Source organism: Priestia sp. JNUCC 25 (assembly GCF_053667915.1).
In genome coordinates this window covers 1,555,891-1,577,461 of record NZ_CM132211.1, presented here as the reverse complement: position 1 = coordinate 1,577,461, position 21,571 = coordinate 1,555,891, and the positions used below count along the sequence as shown (strand labels likewise).

General features: G+C 37.2%; 17 protein-coding genes. 3 read left to right on the top strand and 14 right to left on the bottom strand.

Going from position 1 to position 21,571, the window contains the following annotated elements:
- Nucleotides 1-66 precede the first annotated feature (66 nt).
- The 10 genes from JNUCC25_RS07995 to JNUCC25_RS07950 form a co-directional block, all read right to left on the bottom strand.
- Complete coding sequence (locus tag JNUCC25_RS07995) at nucleotides 67-3,642, bottom strand: GH32 C-terminal domain-containing protein (protein ID WP_078081658.1); 3,576 nt, start codon at nucleotides 3,640-3,642, stop codon at nucleotides 67-69.
- Between the two features lie 86 nt (nucleotides 3,643-3,728).
- Nucleotides 3,729-4,556 carry a mannose/fructose/sorbose PTS transporter subunit IID gene (locus tag JNUCC25_RS07990; protein ID WP_013056298.1) on the bottom strand — a complete coding sequence of 276 codons (828 nt, stop codon included), beginning with the start codon at nucleotides 4,554-4,556 and terminating at the stop codon, nucleotides 3,729-3,731.
- 26 nt (nucleotides 4,557-4,582) lie between these two features.
- Complete coding sequence (locus tag JNUCC25_RS07985) at nucleotides 4,583-5,389, bottom strand: PTS mannose/fructose/sorbose transporter subunit IIC (protein ID WP_013056297.1); 807 nt, start codon at nucleotides 5,387-5,389, stop codon at nucleotides 4,583-4,585.
- A gap of 12 nt (nucleotides 5,390-5,401) precedes the next feature.
- Nucleotides 5,402-5,896 carry a PTS system mannose/fructose/N-acetylgalactosamine-transporter subunit IIB gene (locus JNUCC25_RS07980; RefSeq protein WP_013056296.1) on the bottom strand — a complete coding sequence of 165 codons (495 nt, stop codon included), beginning with the start codon at nucleotides 5,894-5,896 and terminating at the stop codon, nucleotides 5,402-5,404.
- The gene (locus tag JNUCC25_RS07975) at nucleotides 5,893-6,333 is read right to left on the bottom strand and encodes a mannose/fructose/sorbose PTS transporter subunit IIA (protein WP_014460796.1); all 441 of its coding nucleotides are present in this window, start codon (nucleotides 6,331-6,333) and stop codon (nucleotides 5,893-5,895) included. Before JNUCC25_RS07975 ends, JNUCC25_RS07980 begins: the two co-directional genes overlap by 4 nt.
- 254 nt (nucleotides 6,334-6,587) lie before the next feature.
- Nucleotides 6,588-9,374, bottom strand: a complete 2,787-nt coding sequence (locus tag JNUCC25_RS07970; RefSeq protein ID WP_064471510.1) for a sigma 54-interacting transcriptional regulator — start codon at nucleotides 9,372-9,374, stop codon at nucleotides 6,588-6,590.
- A gap of 353 nt (nucleotides 9,375-9,727) precedes the next feature.
- Nucleotides 9,728-11,179, bottom strand: coding sequence for a glycoside hydrolase family 68 protein (locus JNUCC25_RS07965; protein WP_013056293.1), 1,452 nt, complete (start codon nucleotides 11,177-11,179; stop codon nucleotides 9,728-9,730).
- A 588-nt stretch (nucleotides 11,180-11,767) separates the two neighbouring features.
- Nucleotides 11,768-13,228 carry a protein adenylyltransferase SelO gene (locus tag JNUCC25_RS07960; protein ID WP_064471509.1) on the bottom strand — a complete coding sequence of 487 codons (1,461 nt, stop codon included), beginning with the start codon at nucleotides 13,226-13,228 and terminating at the stop codon, nucleotides 11,768-11,770.
- 272 nt (nucleotides 13,229-13,500) lie between these two features.
- On the bottom strand, nucleotides 13,501-14,958 hold the full coding sequence (locus JNUCC25_RS07955; RefSeq protein ID WP_029324235.1) for a glycoside hydrolase family 32 protein: 1,458 nt from the start codon (nucleotides 14,956-14,958) through the stop codon (nucleotides 13,501-13,503).
- Nucleotides 14,959-14,979: 21 nt separating this feature from the next.
- Nucleotides 14,980-16,221, bottom strand: a complete 1,242-nt coding sequence (locus JNUCC25_RS07950; RefSeq protein WP_078081655.1) for an MFS transporter — start codon at nucleotides 16,219-16,221, stop codon at nucleotides 14,980-14,982.
- Nucleotides 16,222-16,530: 309 nt separating this feature from the next.
- Between JNUCC25_RS07950 and JNUCC25_RS07945 the strand changes: the two genes are divergently transcribed.
- Complete coding sequence (locus JNUCC25_RS07945; protein WP_029324231.1) at nucleotides 16,531-17,514, top strand: LacI family DNA-binding transcriptional regulator; 984 nt, start codon at nucleotides 16,531-16,533, stop codon at nucleotides 17,512-17,514.
- 90 nt (nucleotides 17,515-17,604) lie between these two features.
- On the top strand, nucleotides 17,605-17,814 hold the full coding sequence (locus JNUCC25_RS07940; protein WP_013058452.1) for an alpha/beta-type small acid-soluble spore protein: 210 nt from the start codon (nucleotides 17,605-17,607) through the stop codon (nucleotides 17,812-17,814).
- Nucleotides 17,815-17,903: 89 nt separating this feature from the next.
- Here JNUCC25_RS07940 and JNUCC25_RS07935 read toward each other — a convergent pair whose 3' ends face one another.
- The 3 genes from JNUCC25_RS07935 to JNUCC25_RS07925 form a co-directional block, all read right to left on the bottom strand.
- The gene (locus JNUCC25_RS07935) at nucleotides 17,904-18,104 is read right to left on the bottom strand and encodes a hypothetical protein (protein ID WP_013056287.1); all 201 of its coding nucleotides are present in this window, start codon (nucleotides 18,102-18,104) and stop codon (nucleotides 17,904-17,906) included.
- Nucleotides 18,105-18,260: 156 nt separating this feature from the next.
- The gene (locus tag JNUCC25_RS07930; RefSeq protein ID WP_098287231.1) at nucleotides 18,261-18,482 is read right to left on the bottom strand and encodes a hypothetical protein; all 222 of its coding nucleotides are present in this window, start codon (nucleotides 18,480-18,482) and stop codon (nucleotides 18,261-18,263) included.
- A gap of 156 nt (nucleotides 18,483-18,638) precedes the next feature.
- Entirely contained in the window at nucleotides 18,639-20,024 is a 1,386-nt protein-coding gene (locus JNUCC25_RS07925; RefSeq protein ID WP_064471506.1) for an amino acid permease, read from the bottom strand.
- 461 nt (nucleotides 20,025-20,485) lie between these two features.
- Between JNUCC25_RS07925 and JNUCC25_RS07920 the strand changes: the two genes are divergently transcribed.
- On the top strand, nucleotides 20,486-21,217 hold the full coding sequence (locus JNUCC25_RS07920) for a ZIP family metal transporter (RefSeq protein ID WP_064471505.1): 732 nt from the start codon (nucleotides 20,486-20,488) through the stop codon (nucleotides 21,215-21,217).
- 96 nt (nucleotides 21,218-21,313) lie between these two features.
- On the opposite strand, the gene JNUCC25_RS07915 is transcribed toward JNUCC25_RS07920, so the two are convergent.
- Nucleotides 21,314-21,538, bottom strand: coding sequence for a hypothetical protein (locus JNUCC25_RS07915; RefSeq protein ID WP_064471504.1), 225 nt, complete (start codon nucleotides 21,536-21,538; stop codon nucleotides 21,314-21,316).
- Between the last annotated feature and the right edge of the window lie 33 nt (nucleotides 21,539-21,571).

The window sequence follows — 21,571 nt, the reverse complement described above, 5'->3', positions numbered from 1 at the left end:
CCCTAGAAAAATTACTATAAACTCATCAAGAAAGCTGCCTTAGTAAACGGCAGCTTTCACAATCCCTTAATCCACTATTTCAAGCTTCACTTCATTAAACAAACTAGTAGAATTCCACACATTCAACCCCGCATAGCCTTCTGAAAAGGTATGGTCCACTGCATCAATCACAAGCTTATCATCGAGATAAACTTGAATGTGTTCTCCTTCAGCCGTTACTTTCAAGCGATAATCCGTATTTGTCTTTAAATCCAACTTTCCCCCATCATCGTAAATAATGAGATCCTTGCCTATTCCGTCTCTAAACGCAATGAGTTTTACTTGATTATTAAGCACATCTACATTCGCAGCATAAGCGTTATTTGCCTGTTCATCCGAACGGAATACTAGCGCTCCTGCTCCTGTAGAATTTGAAACAGAATCGGCTAACACCTTTATCTTTGCCTCATATATAAAATTCTTTGCTTTTTCTGATGATAAAGCAAAGGTATCTTCTTTGCTTCGTCCTTGTTTTCCATTAATCGTATCGGCCCATAGTCCGCTAATGCTTTTCCACCCTGATAAGTTTGTATCAACAGGACTTTTATTCCAAATAGATTTTAATGGATACATCTTTAGAGAATTCAATTTTACACCTCCTCCTTTGCTATAAAGCCTTATTTTATTGCTTGAAAGCTTTGGAAAGAGCTGATCTGTTATTACTTCAGTGCCGTCATTACCAAATACTTCTACAGATGACTGGTCTACAAACATATGAAGCTTAACCTTTCCGTCTTTTGGAAGCATGGAAACAGAGTGTTTGTCTTTCACATTTTCACCAAAATCAAAACTTCCAGAGTTTGTTCGGTCAACAAATAATCGCTGCTTGTTTACGTTATAGCTGACTTTTGTATTTTCACTGCCTTCTTTTTGAATTTGAAAACCAAATTCTTGTGCATCTGTATTTGAAACATCGAATTCTGCAATGATTTCATATTTGTTTTCCTGTATGCCTGAAAGAAGATTTTTGTTCTCAGTAACCATCAGATTCTTCAACACCTTTTTTTCTTGCTTATTGCGAATTGAATCAATTGAAACAGGTATTTGTTTTAAACGAAGCCCTTTTGCTGTGTTGGTGAGTTCTATTTTTCTTGGGATTGACATAGAGCTTCTCCAAGTAGTAGTTGGGGTATTGTTGGCATATTGCCAGTTGCTCATCCAGCCTAGCCAATACTTTTCTCCGTTATCTCCTTCAACTCCGCTCCAATCTACAGCAGCATAAAAGTCGGCACCATAATCTGTCCAAAGCACTTCCTCTGGCGGGTTTTCATTTTTAAATGTTTTTCCGTCAAAATCACCAACAAAGTACTGCATACCTGAACCTCCAGCTGCCGCTCCATCATTGATGCTGACCTGCAGCACCCATTTTTTCTTTGTGCTGTCTCCATCAACCGGCAGTTCAAGTAAAGTAGGACACTCCCAAATCCCTCCGTTGCTTCCATGAGTTGATTTCACCCATTCTCCTGACACAGTATTCCAATCTGAAAGCTCTCCGCCTTCCCTTTGTTTAACTTCCTCCGGTTCTTTTGCTACACTGTCTACTTTATCCGGCATTTTTTCTGTATTAAATACATTAACATCATCTAGATTAATATGCCCCCATCCGCCTACAGCTTGATCAACGGCTTTAATGTACAGTACTTCTCCTATATACTTAGAAGCATCCCACACGTAGGGCTGATACTTTTCATCTGCAAACTTTGTATTCGCTTGACGAATCAATTCTTTATCGTCAGATGCTCTGACTAAGGAGACATAGCGGTTTGTGGAGTCGTTTCCGCCTCCCATTAACAAATTGATTTCACCTGAGCCGCTCAATTTAAAATAAGACGAATGTAATTCTCCAGTGGCATTATCGCCATCTTGCTTATCAGAAAAACCCCATAAATGATACTTTCCTTTTTGTTCAAAAAGACCGCTCCAATTTGCGGTTGCATCCGTTACATGATCGTTTGTGAATGCATTTCCCTTTATCGTTTTCCAGCCGGTGAGATCTCCTGTTTCAAAACTTTTATTTTTAATTTCTTTTTCATCCGTATCAATAAACTTAGTCATATTAACGTCTTGAAACTGGACTGAAGATTGATTAACGTGTAGTCCAAACAATCCTTTTGAAAAAGTTTCATCTTTTGCAGTAAGGGTGAAGTTATCGTCTATATGCAAATCAAGTTTATTTCCCGATGCAGTTACTTTTACTTGATGTGATTTGCTCGTATCAATTTTTTCGTTTGTTTCGGCAAGGACAGTTGAAATGCCATTTTGAAGCTTTACTAGTTTGACTGTATCTTTAGAAGCATCCACGCTAGCTATATATCCGTTTTTGGCTTCCGCGTCTGCTCGAAAGAGTAGTGCACCTGAACCATTTGCATCTAAAAATGTCATATTTGACTTGAAAATGAACTGATCTCCCTGTTCTTCACTTATGATATATCCATCGCTGTCAGATTTACCAAGTTTTCCAGCAGCAGTATCATTCCACGTTCCAGTAATAGGTTTCCAGTTAGATAGATTGGTTATAAAATTAGATTGATTCGTAAATTTAACATGACGAAAGACAGCTGTGGAATTCCATGCTGTTAATCCAAACTGACCATTTTCAAAAGATGCATCACTGCCTTCTAGAACCTGTTTGCCGTTTAGCAATACCTTAAAGTAGTGACTGTTTGCTTCTACTTTTACATGATATGCTTGTGATGTATCAAGCCTCATCGACTTTGAAACAACGGTTGTTACGTTTCCTTTCTCTACTTTGTTAAGTGTTAAGAGGTTCTTTTCAGCATCTAAATTGACGGTATATGCGTTTGTTGCGTCTTTATTAGAACGAAAAACAAGACCGCCTGCGCCTGCGCGTCCATTCTTTTCTACAAGCGTAATTTCTCCCTCTAGAGTAAAGGATTGACCTTTTTGTTCGGATAAAGTATATGAGTAGGCACTACTTTGACCGTTTGCTTGGATGCCTCCATCAGGTCCAAACTCACTTGCGTATTTCCAATTTTTCAAGTCAGGTGATGTATAAAACATAATTTTATCTTTAGCAGCTAAAGACATCACCCACTGCTTGGTTTGGTCGTGCCAAAACACTTTTGGGTCGCGCCAGTCAGGAACTGGGGGATTCGGCATAACAGGATTTCCTTCATATTTGGTCCACGTTCTTCCGCTGTCCGTGCTGTATGCTAGACTTTGCACTTGTCCTTTATTGCCCGAGTGTGTAAAGATAGCTACCATTGCTTCTTTTCCAAACCCTGCGGTATTATTCCAATCGATAACGGCACTTCCTGAAAAGATCTCTCCGTTCTCGTCTGGAGAAAGAGCAATCGGCAGGTGTTTCCATTTCACCAAGTCTGTACTAACCGCATGCCCCCAGTGCATAGGTCCCCAAGTGGTACCGTAAGGATAATACTGATAAAAAAGGTGATACTCTCCGTTATAATAAACCATTCCATTTGGATCGTTCATCCAGTTCGCTTCTGGAGAAAAATGAAATTGATTCCGGTATTTTTCTTGATAATACCCTGTATTATCAGCTAATACAGGGCATGCAGAAAACAAGCTTATAGAACAAGCGACTCCAATCATCAATAACTTTTTAACGGTTCTTTTCATCTTCCTTTCCTCCTTTATTTGCATACTGGTTATGTAAAACATTTTCACCAGCAGATGTTAGAAGAATAGATGACTCCTCTTATTTATCAACCTAAAAAGCCTATCCAATAACCTCCTATACCAATTAAGAAAATACCGAAAATAATAAGCAGCGGATTTGTACCTTTTCGAAGCATCCATGCTACTAATAAAGTTAGCGCTAAAGGAAGTAGCCCCGGTAGAATACTATCAAGTACGTCTTGCACGGTTTTTACCACAACTTTACCAGAATCATCTTTGATCCTAGAAACAACCACTGGTATATTAATAGTGGTCCATTTCGAAACCAACGCTCCCATTACGAAGAGTCCTAAAATGGATGCACCTTCTGTCAGTTTTTGAATTCGATTGCCTACTAAATCTTTTAAAATTTCTGTTCCTTTTAAGTAGCCATATTTTAATCCATAATATTTTGTACTTAATCGAATTGCATTAATTAAGATGAAAAACAGCAGTGGCCCGGCAATATTCCCTCCTAACGCAAGCGATGCGCCTAGGGCTGCGAGAACTGGTCGAAGCGTTCCCCAGAAAATAGGGTCTCCTACACCAGCAAGCGGGCCCATTAATCCAATTTTCATTCCGCTGATAGCTTTCTCATCAAAATCTTTTTTGTTTGCCATTTCTTCTTCCATTGCTGCCGTGACGCCGAATATAGGTGCGGAAATCCATGGGTGTGTATTGAACCATTCTAAATGACGTTTTAATGCTGCATTTCGCTGAGCTCCTGGTCCATATAAGCGCTTGATTGCTGGAATCATAACATAACAGTAGCCCATTGCTTGAACACGCTCAAAGTTAAATGAACCGAGTAAAAAATTCGAACGAATGAACATGCTAAAGATATCTTTTTTCGTTAATCTTTTTTCATTTTCCATCTCTATCCCTCCCTTAAGTTCGCCGTTTAGGCATCTAAATCATCGTCATCATCATATACTTGTTCGCTCCCTGTAGCTGCGGGAACGCCTGCCGGCTGCATTTGATTTCGCTGCTGCATTACTTGCTGATAAAGAAGTGCTAAACAAAGACCCAGCGCTCCAAATCCTACCAGGTTAAACCCTGTAAATGCCGCCAATAAGAACCCGATATAGAAAAAGGGCTTTAAATGAGGAATGTTCATCATATTGATAACCATGGCGTATCCTACGACCACGATAATTCCTCCTCCAATTTGCAGGCCTTTTGTAATAACTTCCGGAATATTTCCGAGGAAAGTTTGCACGGCGCTTACGCTGATTAATGTAACAATTAAAGTTGGAATCATAACGCGGAGAGCTTGAAAACCCATAGCAGTAATATGCATAATTTCAATTCCTTTAAAATTCCCTTCTTCCGCATACTTATCAGCTCGATGAATTAAAAATACTGTAATGGTACGAACAAAAATGGTGAGCACTTGCCCTGCAGCTGCTAAAGCTATGGCTACCGCAATGCCTTCACCAATACCCTGACCAGCTGTGATAACTAAAATAGTTGAAATAACAGAAGCAATAGCCGTATCAGGTGCCATCGCCAATCCAACATTCATCCATCCAAGAGCCATTAATTCCAGTGTTCCACCTAAAATAATGCCGGTTTTTAAATCTCCAAGCACCAAGCCTACTAATGTGCAGGCAATGAGAGGACGATGGGATTGCCCTTCGTCCAACACGCTTGCGATGCCAGTTACCGCTGCAATGACTAATAATAAAATAATTTGTATGGAAGACATAAACTCATCTCCTTATTTGATTTTTGTTTCATTTCTCAGTAGTTGAATAAAATTTTCACTAGAATCTGAAGGTAATTGGCGCAGCTCAAGCTTTACGCCTAGTTCCTGCAGTTTCTCAAAAGCATCGATATCTTTTTCGGTAACGCTTACAGATTTAGTGATTTGTTTTCGGTCATTAGCAAAACGCATGCCGCCTACGTTTACTGTCTCAATAGGTACGCCCGCTTGAACAAGAGCGACAATGTCTGCGGGATTTTCAAACAGCAGCATGGCTGTTGTATCCTGATAACGAGGGCTGTGAAATGCTTTTGTCATTTTAGAAATCGAGACAGCGCTCGCTTTTACATTCGAAGGGGCCACAGAAAGAATAAGCGTTTTTCGCATTTCATCCGCTGCCACCTCATCTGAAACAATGATAATTCGATCTGCTGCATTTGTTTTGATCCATCTTGTTAATACCTGCCCGTGAATAAAGCGGTCATCAATTCTTGCTAAAACGATTTTCATAATAATCCATCCTCTCCGATTTGGTTTGCTTGCTGGATTTTCTCCAAATGTTCACTGCACACTTGAAAACTTTCTTCATTCACTTGCTTTAATCTTCCTAGCATCTCTTTTAATGTAACGTGTTCCCTCATGGCTAACACTTCTAATAGCATAGGCAAGTTAACTCCGGATACCATATCCGCTGTTTTATTTTTAAGGATATATGGAGTAGCCGCATTGTAGGGTGTACCTCCGAAAATATCGACTAAAAAAAGCACTTCATTTTCTAAGGGCATTTCCTCTAGTGCCTGTTTATATTTTTCTTCAAGGGTTTGGATACCCTCTCCTTTTAGAAAAGGTACGGCTACTACGTGATTCTCTTCACCAAATATCATTTTGGAAGACCCCTCTAACGCTGGCGCGAAATCACCATGTCCACTAATAATGACTGAAATCATGTACACTTGCTCCTCTCTTTTACGTTCTACACTTATTTATTGCAAGTATCGTGCCAACAAAGAGTATTAAGCGCTTTCATTTATTTTTCAATACCTTTTTCTGTGTTGTTGATACAGGTTTCTTAAAATAAACAAACCTGTATCAAAACGTCATGCGTTTTAATACAGGTTTTTCTGTTATTTAAAAAGTGGGATAAAAAAAGAAACTAGTGGCATATAAATCAAACTAGTTTCTCAGAATTATAATATGATTTTTACATTTCATCCGCAAAAATGGTGGCAATAAATAATTTTTCATCTCTTGTTAAGGTAAGTTTCAGCTTTTTTTCGACGGCTTGTATTGTTTTTTCCGTTTTTTGATAAATATTTTCTAACTGATGAGTGATTTCTTCATCCTCTGGAAAAGTAAGAGGTTCATTTTTTATCATTCTTTCTAAAGCAAAGGCTGTATGCATCACAATTCGAATCATAACAGTGTTGCTTAATTCCATTTCTAACTCATCTTGTACATGACTTAACCACTCTAACAGAATCTCACTTATGAGGTACGGATTAATAAATAGAAGGTACTTTCGCAAGTTTTCTTCGCAAAGTTCACGCACCACAATATTCGCTTCGGTTTTCTCGTCATCATAGCGTATCGTTTCTTTTGTAATTGCCTGTTGAAGTATTCGCTCTCCCTGCCCTTCAATGAGGACTTCTAATGATACATGAGGCGCATCAATCCTTGGATTTTTAGTACCTGCTGTTGCAACAATTTCATATTCTTTTTGAATTTCTCGAATGTTTGCTGCTAATTTAATAGAAGAAACGGTTAGAATTTTAATAGGTTCTTGAGATACTTTGCGTGAAATAATCGTTAAGATTTTTTCTAATTGTTTTGCTGTACCGCTTCCTGTTGTACAAATAGAAACAAGTGCTTTCTTTTTTCCAAACACGTGCTGCTGCTTATCTATAAATTCCATAAAGTCTTTTTGCACCGAATCAAATATGGCATATAAATTTAAATCTAAATAATTTACTTTTCTAACAGTGTCTAACACCATAGACGTCGTCACATTGCTGATGGTTTTAATTTTAGTCCCTGTTTTTTGTTCCAACTTGCTTTCTAACATGGCAAGCGAGCCCATGTCCACAAGCATTAATACGCCTTCTCCTTCATCTACTTTCTTAATTCCTTGGATTAACCTGTCTACAATTTCAACCGGAGATACCGTCAAAGGCACATCAATAGCTATAATAGGAGTGCTTCCTAAAAGCTCCGTAGCAACTTCAACCATAGAAGTTGCCGTGCTGTTTCCATGCGCAGCAACTACAATCCCTACTCGTTTATTTTCTTCTAACGTTCGAATCGATTGAATAACCATTGTGAGATAAATGACTTCTATTTCTGGCACGCTAATGTTAAACCACTTTTCAATTCGATTTTTAAAAAGCAGTGCTACCGCATATTCTTTTGGATATGTTTCGCGAATTTCATCTATCTCCTTTGTATTTAATACGTCTACTTGTTTTTTTCGCTTTAAAAAGGATTCCATATGCATACTTAAAAAATGAATAAACCTGCGATCAAATTTACAGTTCAATTCTTTTTCAGCCAACTGTTTTAATTCTTTTGTAAGCTGAATCACATCGTCTTCTACGAATTTCATTAAATTAGAGCTCTGGCCATTTTTTTGATTAAAAAAGCTCCGAACATTCAAATGAATGTCGGTAAGAATATACTGATTGATGTCTTCTTGAGATAAACCTTCTTTTGTTAAAACATCTACTTTTTCTTCTATTAACTGATATAAATTAAATGATACGTCTTCCTCCATTTTTATTTCTTGGCTCTCCATAGCCGGGGAGATAATCGTTTTAAGGTTTACATATTCAGAAATTTTTTTGCTGCGCTCCATATTTTTACTATTCGAAATCCAATCTCGTTTAATATCATCAGGCAGATCTCGCACTGTAAGTTCCACCATATGTTTACTATCAAGGTTATTTAAAAATCCGTGTGCGCAAACGAGCTGCACATTCGACTTTAACTGCCCTACATTCCCGAATTTTTCAGTGTGGATTAAAGCATTTAATACATCAATGTGGACACTTAGCTTTTTATTAATTCGTTTAGCCTCTTGTTCTAAAAGAAACGTGGTGAGGCGAATTTTTTCTTTTAAAGACCTCTCTTCTAATGAGGGAATATGGATAGTCATCGGAATTCTTCTTAAGAAAGTTTGCAGTAAGGCTGAACCGGGATTTTCAGTTGTAGCACAAATAATTAATACCTTAGACGTTCGCTTGTGATCTGTTTCCCCTAGGCGATTGTACGTACCTTGATCAATGAGGTAAAAAAGCATTTCTTGGCCTTCGGGAGGAAGCCGGTGTACTTCATCCATAAAGAGAATCCCTTCATTTGCTTGTTCTACTAAACCTACTTTACTTTCAGTTGCTCCAGTGAAACTCCCTTGCTTATGACCAAATAACTGAGAAAGAAGTAATTGAGGATTATGGTAATAATCAGCGCAGTTAAAGGTAATGAACGGGGCATCTGTTTTTAGCCTCTCTGAATATAAGGCAAATTGATAAATTCGTTTTGCAAAAAGAGATTTTCCCGATCCCGTGGGACCTAATAGCAGCATATGTAATCCATTAGGCGGGTAAAGAACAGCAGCTTTTGCTTGAGAAATCGATTTTTTCAAACTGCCTGTAGCTCCAATCATTAATTCAAAAGGATTAGCAGGAAGAGCTTCTTCTTTTCCCACATTAGATAGCTGCTCTAGTTTTTCTACTTCCATCTTATTCGTATCCCACTTTTGACGACAAATGGTTTCGACAACCTCTAGCGGAACGTAGCGAACGGGGAACATTTTAATTTTGATTACTTTTTGCATGCGGACAAGTTTATTAAGTTCAAGACTTACATTAGATCTCTCTAAATCTAACTGTTCAGCAATTTCAATCGCTGAGCTTCCTTGTTTATGTAAAAGTTCCACTTCTGTAAACTCTTGAAAATTACTCAACAGCTGATTGTATACCTTATCAATTCGTTTCATTAGAAGCACCTTCTTTATTTTCAGTTCACGATTGGGATTTTCTCTTTCAAAGAAATGATCATTCCCTACTACTACAAGCTATTTCATCTACAAGTACCTTCATGTCATACTAATCTATGAAAACGCTTCAAACCATTATATGTAAATATATTAAGTTAGTCAAACCTGCATGTCAACCGGTTTCATTCTTAAAGTTATAGTCTGTCTGAATGTTTCATTTTCTTTAAATAACTATTAATGTAGATACTGCTTTTTTATTTTAATCACCGCTGCGGTTACAGCACATTTTTGATTAAATAATAAAACGAAAGAAAACAGCAGCAGTTGTCGCCATCTTCTTTCGTTTTTAAAAATTATTTATCCGTACTTAATTGCCCTTGTGGTAAAATACTGTTTTTCACAACAGCTGTTTTTGATCCTTTAATATTTAACAAGAAGCTAGGAGCAAAAGTAGAATGTTCCTCTGAATAGAAGCCTCTGTTTGTCATGTAACTTGTGATTACGACATTGTCTCCTTTCACTTGTGGAACTGCAAAATGTGAATACGTAAACGTTTTGTCATTAGGGTCGAGGTCCATATGTAAAACAAGTCCTGTATCATTTAGCGGCTTGTATTTTCCTGTCAGCGTATTTGATACGTACCCTAGCATATATACATCATCTTGGCCGATACCATCAATAGTCATTTTAGATCCGCGAGAATCTGTGAATAAGTACCATTTCCCATCTTTTTTAAATACATTTGCGCGTTCAATTTCATCTGTCACCGTGTTTGAAGTAATCAGTGGATCCATTACTTTTTTCAAGGTATAATCGTTATTTAGTTCAACAATGCCTAATGCACCGTTTGCTAAAGAGGCTTTCTTTTTATTAGAGCTCTGAAGTAATTTCTCTTTTTCTGATTGGAAAAATGGATTATTTCCACCGTAGTAAGCTCGATTGTAAAGGGAATCTTCACCTTGATAACCATCTTCAGTTCCTGTGTTTGCTTCAAACACAAGGTATTTATGCCCTTTATCCTCTACATAGTGAGGATCTCTCAACGTATGATTATCTCCTGAACCATATGCGCCTTCGTCAATAAACTGCTGAATATTTTGATACTTTTTACCATCACCATCAAAAATGGATTTATGATCTTCAACACCTTCAATTTTTAACGTATCTCCACTTGGCTGGGATACATTTACTTGAGCTGTTGTTAAGGTTTGTTTTCCATAGTTTGTACCTGAAAAGTTAGTATAGAATAAGCGTATTTTTCCGTCTGATGTTAAAGTAGCAGATCCTGACCATTCTTGTGTTTGCTTTTTCAAATGAGGATCATTCGGTACAAATTTGTCACTGTCTTTGAACACTCTTCCTGCATTTTTCCAACTGTCAATCGAATCTTCACCGATTTTTTGATAAAACACATAAATAGATGTATCATCAGCATCTTTCGGATCACCTGCTAGTGCAAATACAACTTGGTAACCATGATAGTTGGCTACTGTTCCGTCAGCATTTTGCAGAGGCCAGCTGTCCCATACGTCTAAATCAATTAAATTGCCCGATTTATCATACCCTTTTGCAGAGGCAATATTTTTGATTGTTGATTTATCAAAAGCTGGAACTTTAAACTGTTCGCTTTTTTGCTGCTGAGGAATTTTCAGCATGTTATCACGCGTAATATGGGAAACTCCATAATTATTGTTGGTATCTTTATGATTGCTTTCAGCAGCCCATGTTTGAGATCCAGCACCTACTAACAGAGCTGTAGCAAAAGATAAAGCTGTAGTTTGCTTTGCGATTTTCTTAATATTCATCTGTTTTTCTCCCTTTTGTATAATACCTTTTCTTGTGTCACTCACAAGCAATTCATTTTCTATGTATCGAGAAGTAATATCAATCTGGCGAAATAACAGAACCGGTTCCATTACCTTTCCAAGATTACTTGCATAATATTGAAAAGTCAAATAGGTAAAATGGAGTGATTATCTCATTTTTCTCCCCTTGTATTTTTTATTTGGTTATAAAGTCTTAAACCTTCAACTTTTTGATTAAATGGGCAAATTCATCATCATATTTAACCTGCTATTTTTTATAAGCTCTTCTACAGCTGTTAAAGTAAGCCATTTTCAAAAAAATATCGTTAATGTATTTTTTGTGAAATAGTGGAATAATTTATTATATAATAGTTCCTATTGGCAATAATAAGAGACAAAAGAATTAGATGATTACTTTTCAATTTGATTCTTTTATCCTGTTAAATTTTATGTAGCTTTTCACGAGAAATCGTTATCATTTTAATAATCAATAATACATTTTTCAGAAAATCAAAAAGAGCTCTTTATAAAGAGCTCTTTTTGATATCATTTATGCTGTTTTTAAATAGCAGTTCTTATTTAAATGAATCAAGTTCCGCAGTACGTTTGATAAGGCTGATTAGACGGAGCAGACGGTGTACAATACTCTGGCTGACCCGGAGATTCATATGGGCTAGAAAGCACTTCAAGAAGGGTTTCCATGACGCTGTAGTCTTCTTTTTGTGCTGCGTCTAACGCTTCTTCCACTCGGTGATTTCGAGGAATGACAGCCGGATTATTATTTTTCATAAGCTCTTGTGAATCCGCTTTAGATTGTTGTTGTCTACCTAGTCTTTTCTGCCATAGCTCATGCCACTGTGCAAACTCTTTGCTTTTAAACAGATCACTATTTTCTAGCTTATCGAAAGTTAATGCACGAAACATATTTGTATAGTCAGCTTTATAGGTTTTCATTATTGTAAGAAGCTCTTGGAATAATGCTTCATCTTCTTTTTCTTCGTTAAAAAGCCCAAGTTTAGCCTGCATACCTGCCAGCCAGTTTTCCCGATAGAATTTTGGAAATTCCATCACGGCGCTTTGCGCTATTTCAACTGCTTTTTCTATATCTTGATCCAATAGCAGTAATAAAGCCTCAGCAAACCTCGCAAGATTCCACCCTGTAATGCCTGGTTGATTTTGATAAGCGTAGCGCCCTTGTACATCAATTGAACTAAATACAGTTTCTGGATCATAGGTATCCATAAATGCACATGGTCCATAATCAATTGTTTCTCCACTAATTGTCATATTATCCGTATTCATGACGCCATGAATAAAACCAATAAGCTGCCATTTGGCAACTAGGGTAGCGTGACGCTTAATCACTTCTTGAAGCAATGATAAATATTTTTTTTCATTCTTTTCTATATGGGGAAAGTGACGTTCTAATGCATAGTCAGCTAAAGCTTGAAGGTTTTCGACCGTTCCCCATTTTGCAGCGAACTGAAATGTGCCAAAACGAAGGTGACTGGAAGCTACACGCGTCAAAATCGCCCCCGGCAGTTCTTTTTCACGAACAATGGATTCGCCTGTTGTTACGACTGCTAGGCTCCGAGTAGTTGGAATACCAAGAGCATGCATGGCCTCACTAATAATATACTCACGCAGCATAGGTCCTAGAGCTGCACGACCGTCTCCTCCGCGGGAATACGGAGTTCGGCCTGAGCCTTTAAGCTGAAGATCTACTTTCTCACCCGAAGGCGTAACTTGCTCCCCTATCAGCATAGCCCGGCCGTCTCCTAGCATGTTAAAGTGACCAAATTGATGCCCCCCATAAGCTTGTGCAAGCGGGAAAGCACCTTTTGGGACACTGTTTCCAGCCAAAATGCTAACTCCTTCTGGGCTTTGCAGCTGCTCTTTTTGTAACCCTAGAGATGCGGCTAAAGAGTCGTTAAATTTAACTATTTTAGGTGAACTCACTGGATTAGGATCAAGAGGCGTAAAAAAGATGTTTGGTAACTCCGCATAGCTATTACGTAAATTCCATCCTGTTTCTTTTTGATTAGTCATCGTATCTCCTTTTCTTTTTGTGTCTTAAAACATAATTCTTTCTTTACTGATCGTTGTTTTATAAGCGCAGTAGCCCTTCTCTGTCCTACTTTCTTCTGGGCATCTTAGAGCAGGACAGTTTCTCTTTCATTCATTATCTCTTTTACTATTATATCGTATTTGCTCGTGCTTTTAATCTAAAGTGCCTTATCCATTTATATACCTCCACTTTGTTGACGGGCTATTAAATGCTCAAAAAAGAAGAAGTATTAATATACTTCTTCCTCTGTATTTTACCCCCAAATATCTTTTAAATTCCAATACGTTAACTCTTTTACGATTACGTTTCCTCCTTCAGTAAATAACTCAATTCCGAGCCTGCTTTCTTTTGGATAAATACGGCTCGTCATGGTCGCTTGTCCTTCGTTTGCAAATACTTCAACGGAAGAACGGTCCACAAATATTCGTAAAGCTAGTGTCTCACCTGCTTGTAACGCTACTTTCCTCACTCCATCTTCTTTTCCCGAGTAAGTACAGTCAAGCAATAGCTTTTGCTCATTAAGGTTGTAACACATAAGCGTTTCTTCGTTGTTTATTCCACGAATTTTTATTCCTACCGATGAAGCTTGGCAGTCCGCTAAATCAAATACAGCTTGTATCTCTAGCAAGTCTTCATTTACTTCTACTACATAGCTGTTAGAAAGAGCTTTATTGGTTAGCATATTATACTGAGTTTTCCGAAGTGATGTAAGCTCTTGGACGGGGTTCATTAACACTTTATCCTCTCTTAAAGTTAGTTCTCTCGGAAGCGTTAGCGCGCCGCACCATCCATCCTCTTTCGTTGGCATATTAGCTTCCCACATGTCCATCCAGCCAATTGCAATTCGCCGCCCTTTATCATCTAAAAGCGTTTGAACAGCATAAAAATCGTGGCCGTAATCTAATTCAGTAAATGACCCATGATGAAATGTATTGGTTTCATAATTATATTCTCCAACTAAATATCCTGTTTGGAAAAGGTTGTGATAAGAATCACCTTTTGCTTCTATCCCTTGAGGAGAAATCATTAACACATGCTTTCCGTCTAACTCAAAGAAGTCTGGGCACTCCCACATATACCCTAGATCTCCATCGCTTTTAGCAAGAACACCAACATATTCCCATTTTCGTAGATTTGAAGATCGGTATAAGATAACACGTCCCTCTTTTTTCTTTGTTGAGTTTCCTAGAATCATATACCAGAAATCTTCGTGCTTCCATACTTTAGGATCCCGAAAATGATGAGAGCTATCTGCTGGCGGCTCAGCAATAACTGGGTTGGTCTCTGCTTTTTCAAAGGTAATGCCGTCTTTACTAACAGCTATATTTTGGTTTTGAAAAAAAGTATCCAGCTCTTTGTCTATATAATTATGTCCTGTATAAATTAACGTAAGCTCTCCTTCGTTATCTACGGCACTTCCAGAAAAACATCCATCTTTATCAAATGTATCTCCAGGAGCTAAAGCAATCGGTAAATGCTGCCAATGAACAAGATCTTTGCTTTTGACATGTCCCCAATGCATCGGTCCCCAATTCTCGTCATATGGATGATGTTGATAAAAAACATGATATTCTCCTTTATACTGAACCAACCCATTCGGATCATTAATCCAGTTCGCTGGCGCCATAATATGATACCCTAACCGGTATTGATGATTTACCTTTTTCTCTGCTTCATTTAATGAATGTTGAGCTTGTTCGATTTTATTTATCGTTAACATCATCATATCCCCCTATATAATCTGCGTTTTTTCTTGTACATCTTTTCTCATAAACTTGTGTTTTTTAGAGTTTAGTAGTGTAAACATCGAAATAACGTTAAATACCAAAACCATACCTCCCATAATTAAATAGGTACGGGAAAAACCTACGCTATCATATAATCCTCCGGCTATAGGTGAAAGAACTGAAGCACCTATTTGTGAAGCGAATTGGAATCCAACCAAATAAAGTATAGAAGATAGGCGCGTGTCAAAGTTAGCTGCCAAATATTTAAAGATGGCAATGAGCATAATAGGAAGTTCTAATGCATGAATAAGTTTCATCGAAGATATTCCAATTGGACCAACAACAAGCCCTGACCCAATAATACGAAACCCCATTAGAAATCCTGCTAAAATTAAACTATTTTTTGCACCGATCTTATTTACAATAAACGGTGCTGCGAACATCATTCCAGCTTCTAAAAATACTTGAAACGAATTTAAGTAGCCAAATACTTGGTTACCTATCGATTCAGTAGGAAACAAAGATGCATAATAGATAGGAAATTGCTGATCGTATACCCCATACACGCACGTAACGCCAACAACATAAATCATAAAAAACCAAAATTCCTTCAATAAGAATAAATTACCTACATCTCTCAGCGTGACGGATTCAGCTTTTTCCATTTCATAGCTGCTCATTTCTACTTTTACAGAAAAAATAATAGCCATTAGGATAACCGCTGAAACAGATGCCACCCAAAAGTTAATATGGGGATTAATATTAAATAGTTGTCCTGCAAAAAATGTAGCTACAGCCCAGCCTAATGACCCCCACATTCTAGATTTTCCGTACTCAAATTTATATTTTCGGCTGACTTTCTCTATGTATGTTTCAATCGCTCCGATGCCCGCCAAAAACGCTACTCCTAAATATAAGCCTCCAATAATAGCTCCTATCAACACATTGTATTGAAGCAAAGGTCCATAAACAAAAATATAAAATGGTCCTACAAACACTAAAAGACAGCTAATAAAAAATAAAATATGTTTCTTTAAACCTATCCTGTCAGATATATATCCGTACAAAGGCTGCATACACAAAGCAAAGATAGCGTTTACAGAAAAGATTAAGCCTGTAGCTGATCCGTTCAACTTAATCTCTTGCCCTAACCAGATAGAAAATAAAGAGTAGCTAGACGACCACGTAAAAAAGAAGAAGAAAAAATATGCACTCAGCTTCCAATATAAACTTTTTGAACTTTTCATTTTAGTTACCCCTTTAGCTTAAGATATAAAATCTTTTATCTAACAAAATGAAAGCACTTTCAATTTGATTTTATGTCAACCGGTTTCATACTTTATATTGCAAAAAGATTGTATTAGGTGTAAAAGTGGGCTTTGTGGTATGTTTAAATTGTTTAATAAACCGTTTACAATTCTTACATAGATTTTTATCGATTAAAATAAAACGTAACGACTGGAAAGCTGCTTGCTTGATTGCATTTATTTTAAGGCTTTTACATGTCTGATATATACTATAAAAGCAATGCTTTGGAGAAATTAGGAGGAAACTAGATGAAAGCCAAAATTAGTGATGTAGCAAAAATTGCAGGTGTTTCACCGACTACCGTTTCTCGTGTATTAAATAACCGTGGTTACATAAGCAAAGAAACGCGAGAAAATGTTTATAAAGCAATGAAAGAAATTAATTATTTCCCAAATGATATTGCGCGTTCATTATTTAATAAGCGAACAAATTTAATCGGTATGATTGTCCCGCAAACGAGCAACCCTTTTTTCGGAGAGTTAGCCTTTCACATTGAAAGTATATGTGCTTCTCTTAACTACAAAGTACTTCTTTGTAACAGTCTTAATCGAATTGATAAAGAAAAAAAATATGTAGAGATGCTCATTAGAAATCAGGTAGATGGTGTTATTGCCGTTACTTATAATAGAGGTATTTTTGATTCAGAAAGTCAAAGTCTTCCTGTGGTAGCAGTGGATCATTATTTATCGAAAGATATTCCTACCGTATCTTCTGATAACTATTCTGGAGGAAAACAAGCCACGGAATTGCTCATTTCAAAAGGTTGTAAGCATATTGTTCATATTAACGGCCCCCTTAAACTTGAAACTCCAGCTAACTTAAGAAGGAAAGCTTATGAAAACGTGATGAAAAAGGACGGAAAACAGCCTATCACGTATGAAATTTCAAATACCTTTGACCGCAACATTCAGCGAGAAACTATTTCTAAGGTTTTCGAAGAACATCCGGAAGTAGATGGTATTTTTGCAAGTGATGACTTACTTGCAGCTTTAGTAGTTGCGGAAGCACAAAAAAGAGGAAAAAACATCCCAAGAGATTTAAAAATCGTGGGCTATGACGGAACGGAGGCCAGTCAGACTTTGTTACCTGGTCTAACTACAGTTCAACAGCCCATTGAATCGATTGCTCAAACAGCCATTGATATTTTACTAAAAGAAATTGAAGGAGAATTCAGCAATATACCTCGTGAAATCTGCCTTCCCGTTAAGCTTCTAGAGGGACAAACAACGTAAAAATACGTTTTTTATAAAATAAATATCAGTTTGTTGCATATTCTTCTTCCTTTGTTCACAACTTAACGTTACAGAAAGGAGTTGAATACAATGGCAAACAACAAAAGCAGCAATAATAATGAATTATTAGTATACGGAGCTGAACAAGCAATCGATCAAATGAAATATGAAATCGCTAGCGAGTTCGGAGTAAATTTAGGAGCTGACACTACTGCACGTGCAAACGGATCAGTAGGCGGCGAAATCACAAAACGTCTTGTACAATTAGCTGAGCAACAACTTGGCGGCGGACGTTTCTAAGACAATTTCATACACACCATGACTTAAGGAAGAATGGATATCCATTCTTCCTTTTCATATATTTACTTTCCATCTTTATATAAAAATTATTATTCTTCCTCCTCTTTACTGACTGATTTTGTTTTTCCTTTCTTTAGTACAGCGCTGATTCCTAAACAACAGACAGCTGCTATCCATCCGGAGATGAGAAAATAAACGGAAGTATTTGCAAAGAGTGTGCCTATTAAAATAAACAGGCCTCCGAGAATAATAAAAAAGACGTGACCCTCACCATTTCTTTTCACCTTCATCACCTCTCCCTACCTATACAAACAAATGTTCAGATACAAAAGAAACTTCTTGATAAACAAGAAGTTTTCTTCGTGCGTTCCTTTTTAAATAAAAAGTAAAGGTGTTTTCTTTTTATTTATTCAACGAAACCCCTCAATATTCTTCTCAATTACATGCTATTCAATAATTTCTGCGGTTTTATACTCTTTCATAAATACATCAATGACATCTCCTGCTTCTTCGTTCTCCTCCTCCATTTGAACGAGTATTTCGTTTTGTGCATTTACCGAAAGGATTCTGACATCCGACATTCGGTTTATATCCAGCTGCAGTTCCAAATCTCGGGCAACTTCCTCAGCTTTTAGTGAATCTTTAATAATATATCTGTGGCTTCTCATAATATTCGCTCCCTTTACGTTATATGAACGAATATAGTTTATCCAAACTATCAGCGTACAATGACATTTTTCTTGTATCTTTCATTTAAACAAAACAAAAAAACGGCTTTTCTCAGCCGTTTTTTTGTTTTGCCTTTCACTTATGAAAAAGCATATTTATTTCTTTATTTGACCGTTCTCTGTATCAGGTATCATACGCTTATTTATTCCGAATGCGTAAAAACTAATGACAACAAGAGCGAGGAAAATAACCCCTACAATAAGTGAAATACGCGTTTCATCATTAAACCACATGCCTACAAGCACCATAAGTAAAAAAGCAATAGTTATATAGTTTGTTACAGGCGCAAAAGGCATTTTGAAAGGATGACTGTTCATTTCAGCACCTTTAGCTTTACGGAAACGAATTTGGCTGATAAGAATAATGAACCAAGGAATCATTCCTGGAAGCACGCTAGCGCTGTATACATAAACAAATACATTCGGTGGAGCGATGTAGTTTAAAATAACGCCAATTACTAACCCAATCATAACAGCGAGTGTGCTGTAAATTGGAACACCGTTACGAGAAATTTTCGTAAAGAATTTAGGTGCTTGACCGTTTACACCAAGCGTATAAAGCATGCGTCCTGCACTAAAAATTCCACTATTACAGCCTGACATCGCTGCTGTAATAACTACAAAGTTAATGATACCTGCAGCTGCTGTAACACCAACTTTAGCAAATGTAGATACAAATGGACTTCCTAAAGAATCTAACTCATTCCACGGATATACCGTCACGATGACAAAAATTGCTCCAATATAAAAAATTAAGATTCGCCAAATGATGCTTTGAATTGCGCTTGTTAACGTTTTTTTAGGATCTTTTGCTTCACCAGCTGTAATACCAATTAGCTCGACTCCTTGATAAGCTGCAATAACAAGAGATAGCGCAAAGAAAAAGCCTGACCATCCACCTGCAAAGAAGCCGCCGTGTGCCCAAAGGTTTGATAACCCGATTGCGTCTCCGCCATTTCCAAATCCAAAGAAAATTAACCCAAGTCCTGCGATAATCATTAAAATAATTGTTACAATCTTAATCATCGCAAACCAAAATTCAAACTCTCCAAATGATTTTACTGAAATTAAGTTTGCTGTGCCTAAAATCAACATGGCGATAATACCAGGCACCCAAGCTGGTAAATGGGGAAACCAGTAATGCATATATGCTCCTACCGCTATAATTTCAGACATACCTACGATTACAAATTGAAACCAGTTGCTCCACGCAGCCATATAACCTGCTAATGGATGAATATATTTGTGGCCAAATGTAGCGAATGAACCTGTGCTTGGTTCCATGTACAGCATTTCGCCCATGGCACGCATAATAAAGAAAATAAACATTCCGCAGATTGCGTAAGCAAGCAATACCGATGGACCTGTCCATTGGATGGTGCTTGCTGATCCCATAAATAATCCAACGCCAATTGTTCCGCCTAGCGCGATCATTTGAATGTGACGGGATTCTAAGCCTCTTTTTAGCTCTTTGTCTGCCATTCCATTTCCTCCTCCTAAACTTGTTATAGCTCTGTTAGGAAAGATACTTTTTGTGTCTGATGGAACAGCTATCGTTTTTAAAACCTTCCATTTTTAACCAGCACCTTTACAACTAAACTATTTTTTCTATTTTTAGCTATTCGACTGTATAATTACTTATTTTATGATAATGAATTTCCCTCAGAAATACAATTGTTTTTTTCAGAAAAACACTCAAGTAAACCATTTACCTTTGTTAAATCAGTCATCTCAGTGAAATAGTTTTTTATTTCAGTATAATTTAAATTTTATGAATATTAAAAACAGATATAGACGCAGGGTGCCGGAACACTCTATTTCTTAAGGATAACGAAATGAAACCACTACTTAATCGAAAAAATTCCTTTCTTCTACTTTTACGTTTTTTCTTTCTCTTCTTAGGGAAAGTATCCATAGAAAATAGAGATGAGGAGGGATTTTTCATGTGGCAAGCTGCGATGTGGGGCGGAATTTCAGGATCAGCTGTCCTTCTTGGTGCTTTAGCAGCAGTTTTTTTGCCTATCGGCAAAAAGATAATTGGTTATATTATGGCTTTTGGGACAGGTGTATTAATCGGAGCATCTACCTATGAGCTGCTTGGAGACTCGGTTCATAACGGTGGTTTAAAAGCTACTTCCCTTGGTTTTCTTGCCGGGGCTGTCGTTTTTACTTTTTTAGACTATCTAATTTCACGTCAAGGAGCGAATAAAAGAAAGAGGTCTACCAAACAAATGGCTGCGAATAGTTCTGGAATTGCTATATTTATAGGAACCGTAATGGATGCAATCCCAGAGTCCATTATGATTGGGGCTAGCTTACTTGAAAATGCAACCGTTAGCTGGCTTCTAGTTATCGCTATTTTTATAAGTAATATTCCTGAAGGACTGTCCAGTACGACAGGTCTATTGAAAAGCGGATTCTCTAAAAAGAAAATTTTTTTACTATGGGCAGCTGTTTTGTTCATTTCAGCTTTTAGCTCATGGACAGGCTTTGTTTTTTTAGACCATGCATCTGAGACACTTATGGCTGCTATTGCTGCTTTTGCCGGCGGTGGTATTATTGCTATGGTAGGTTCTACAATGATGCCAGAGGCCTATGAAGAAGGAGGTTCTATTACGGGATTAATTGCTGCACTTGGATTACTTGCTTCACTGATACTAGATCATTTTTCTTAATCGTCTTCATACTATTTCTATCGTTTCCAAGTAGAAAGCAGAAAGCCTTCTACTTGGAGACATTTTTCCTTATCACATTATTATGAATGTGTCTTCTTAATAAGTAAAATCGTAGTTTTCTTTTATTTCCCGAGTAAAAGCTTTCCAATCCGTAGTTTCAAATTCTGCATTGCGTGCTTTTAACTCTTTTTCCATTCCTTGAATCTCTTGAACAGCTTCTATAGTTCTTTCACTTCCTGGCCCTACTCTCCAAATTAATTCTTTGTATTCTTTAATCTTATCCATTAGATAACCCGTCTCTAATTCTTTATATTTAGACATATTAGCTGACTCCTTTTACTTCTTTCTTTCTTC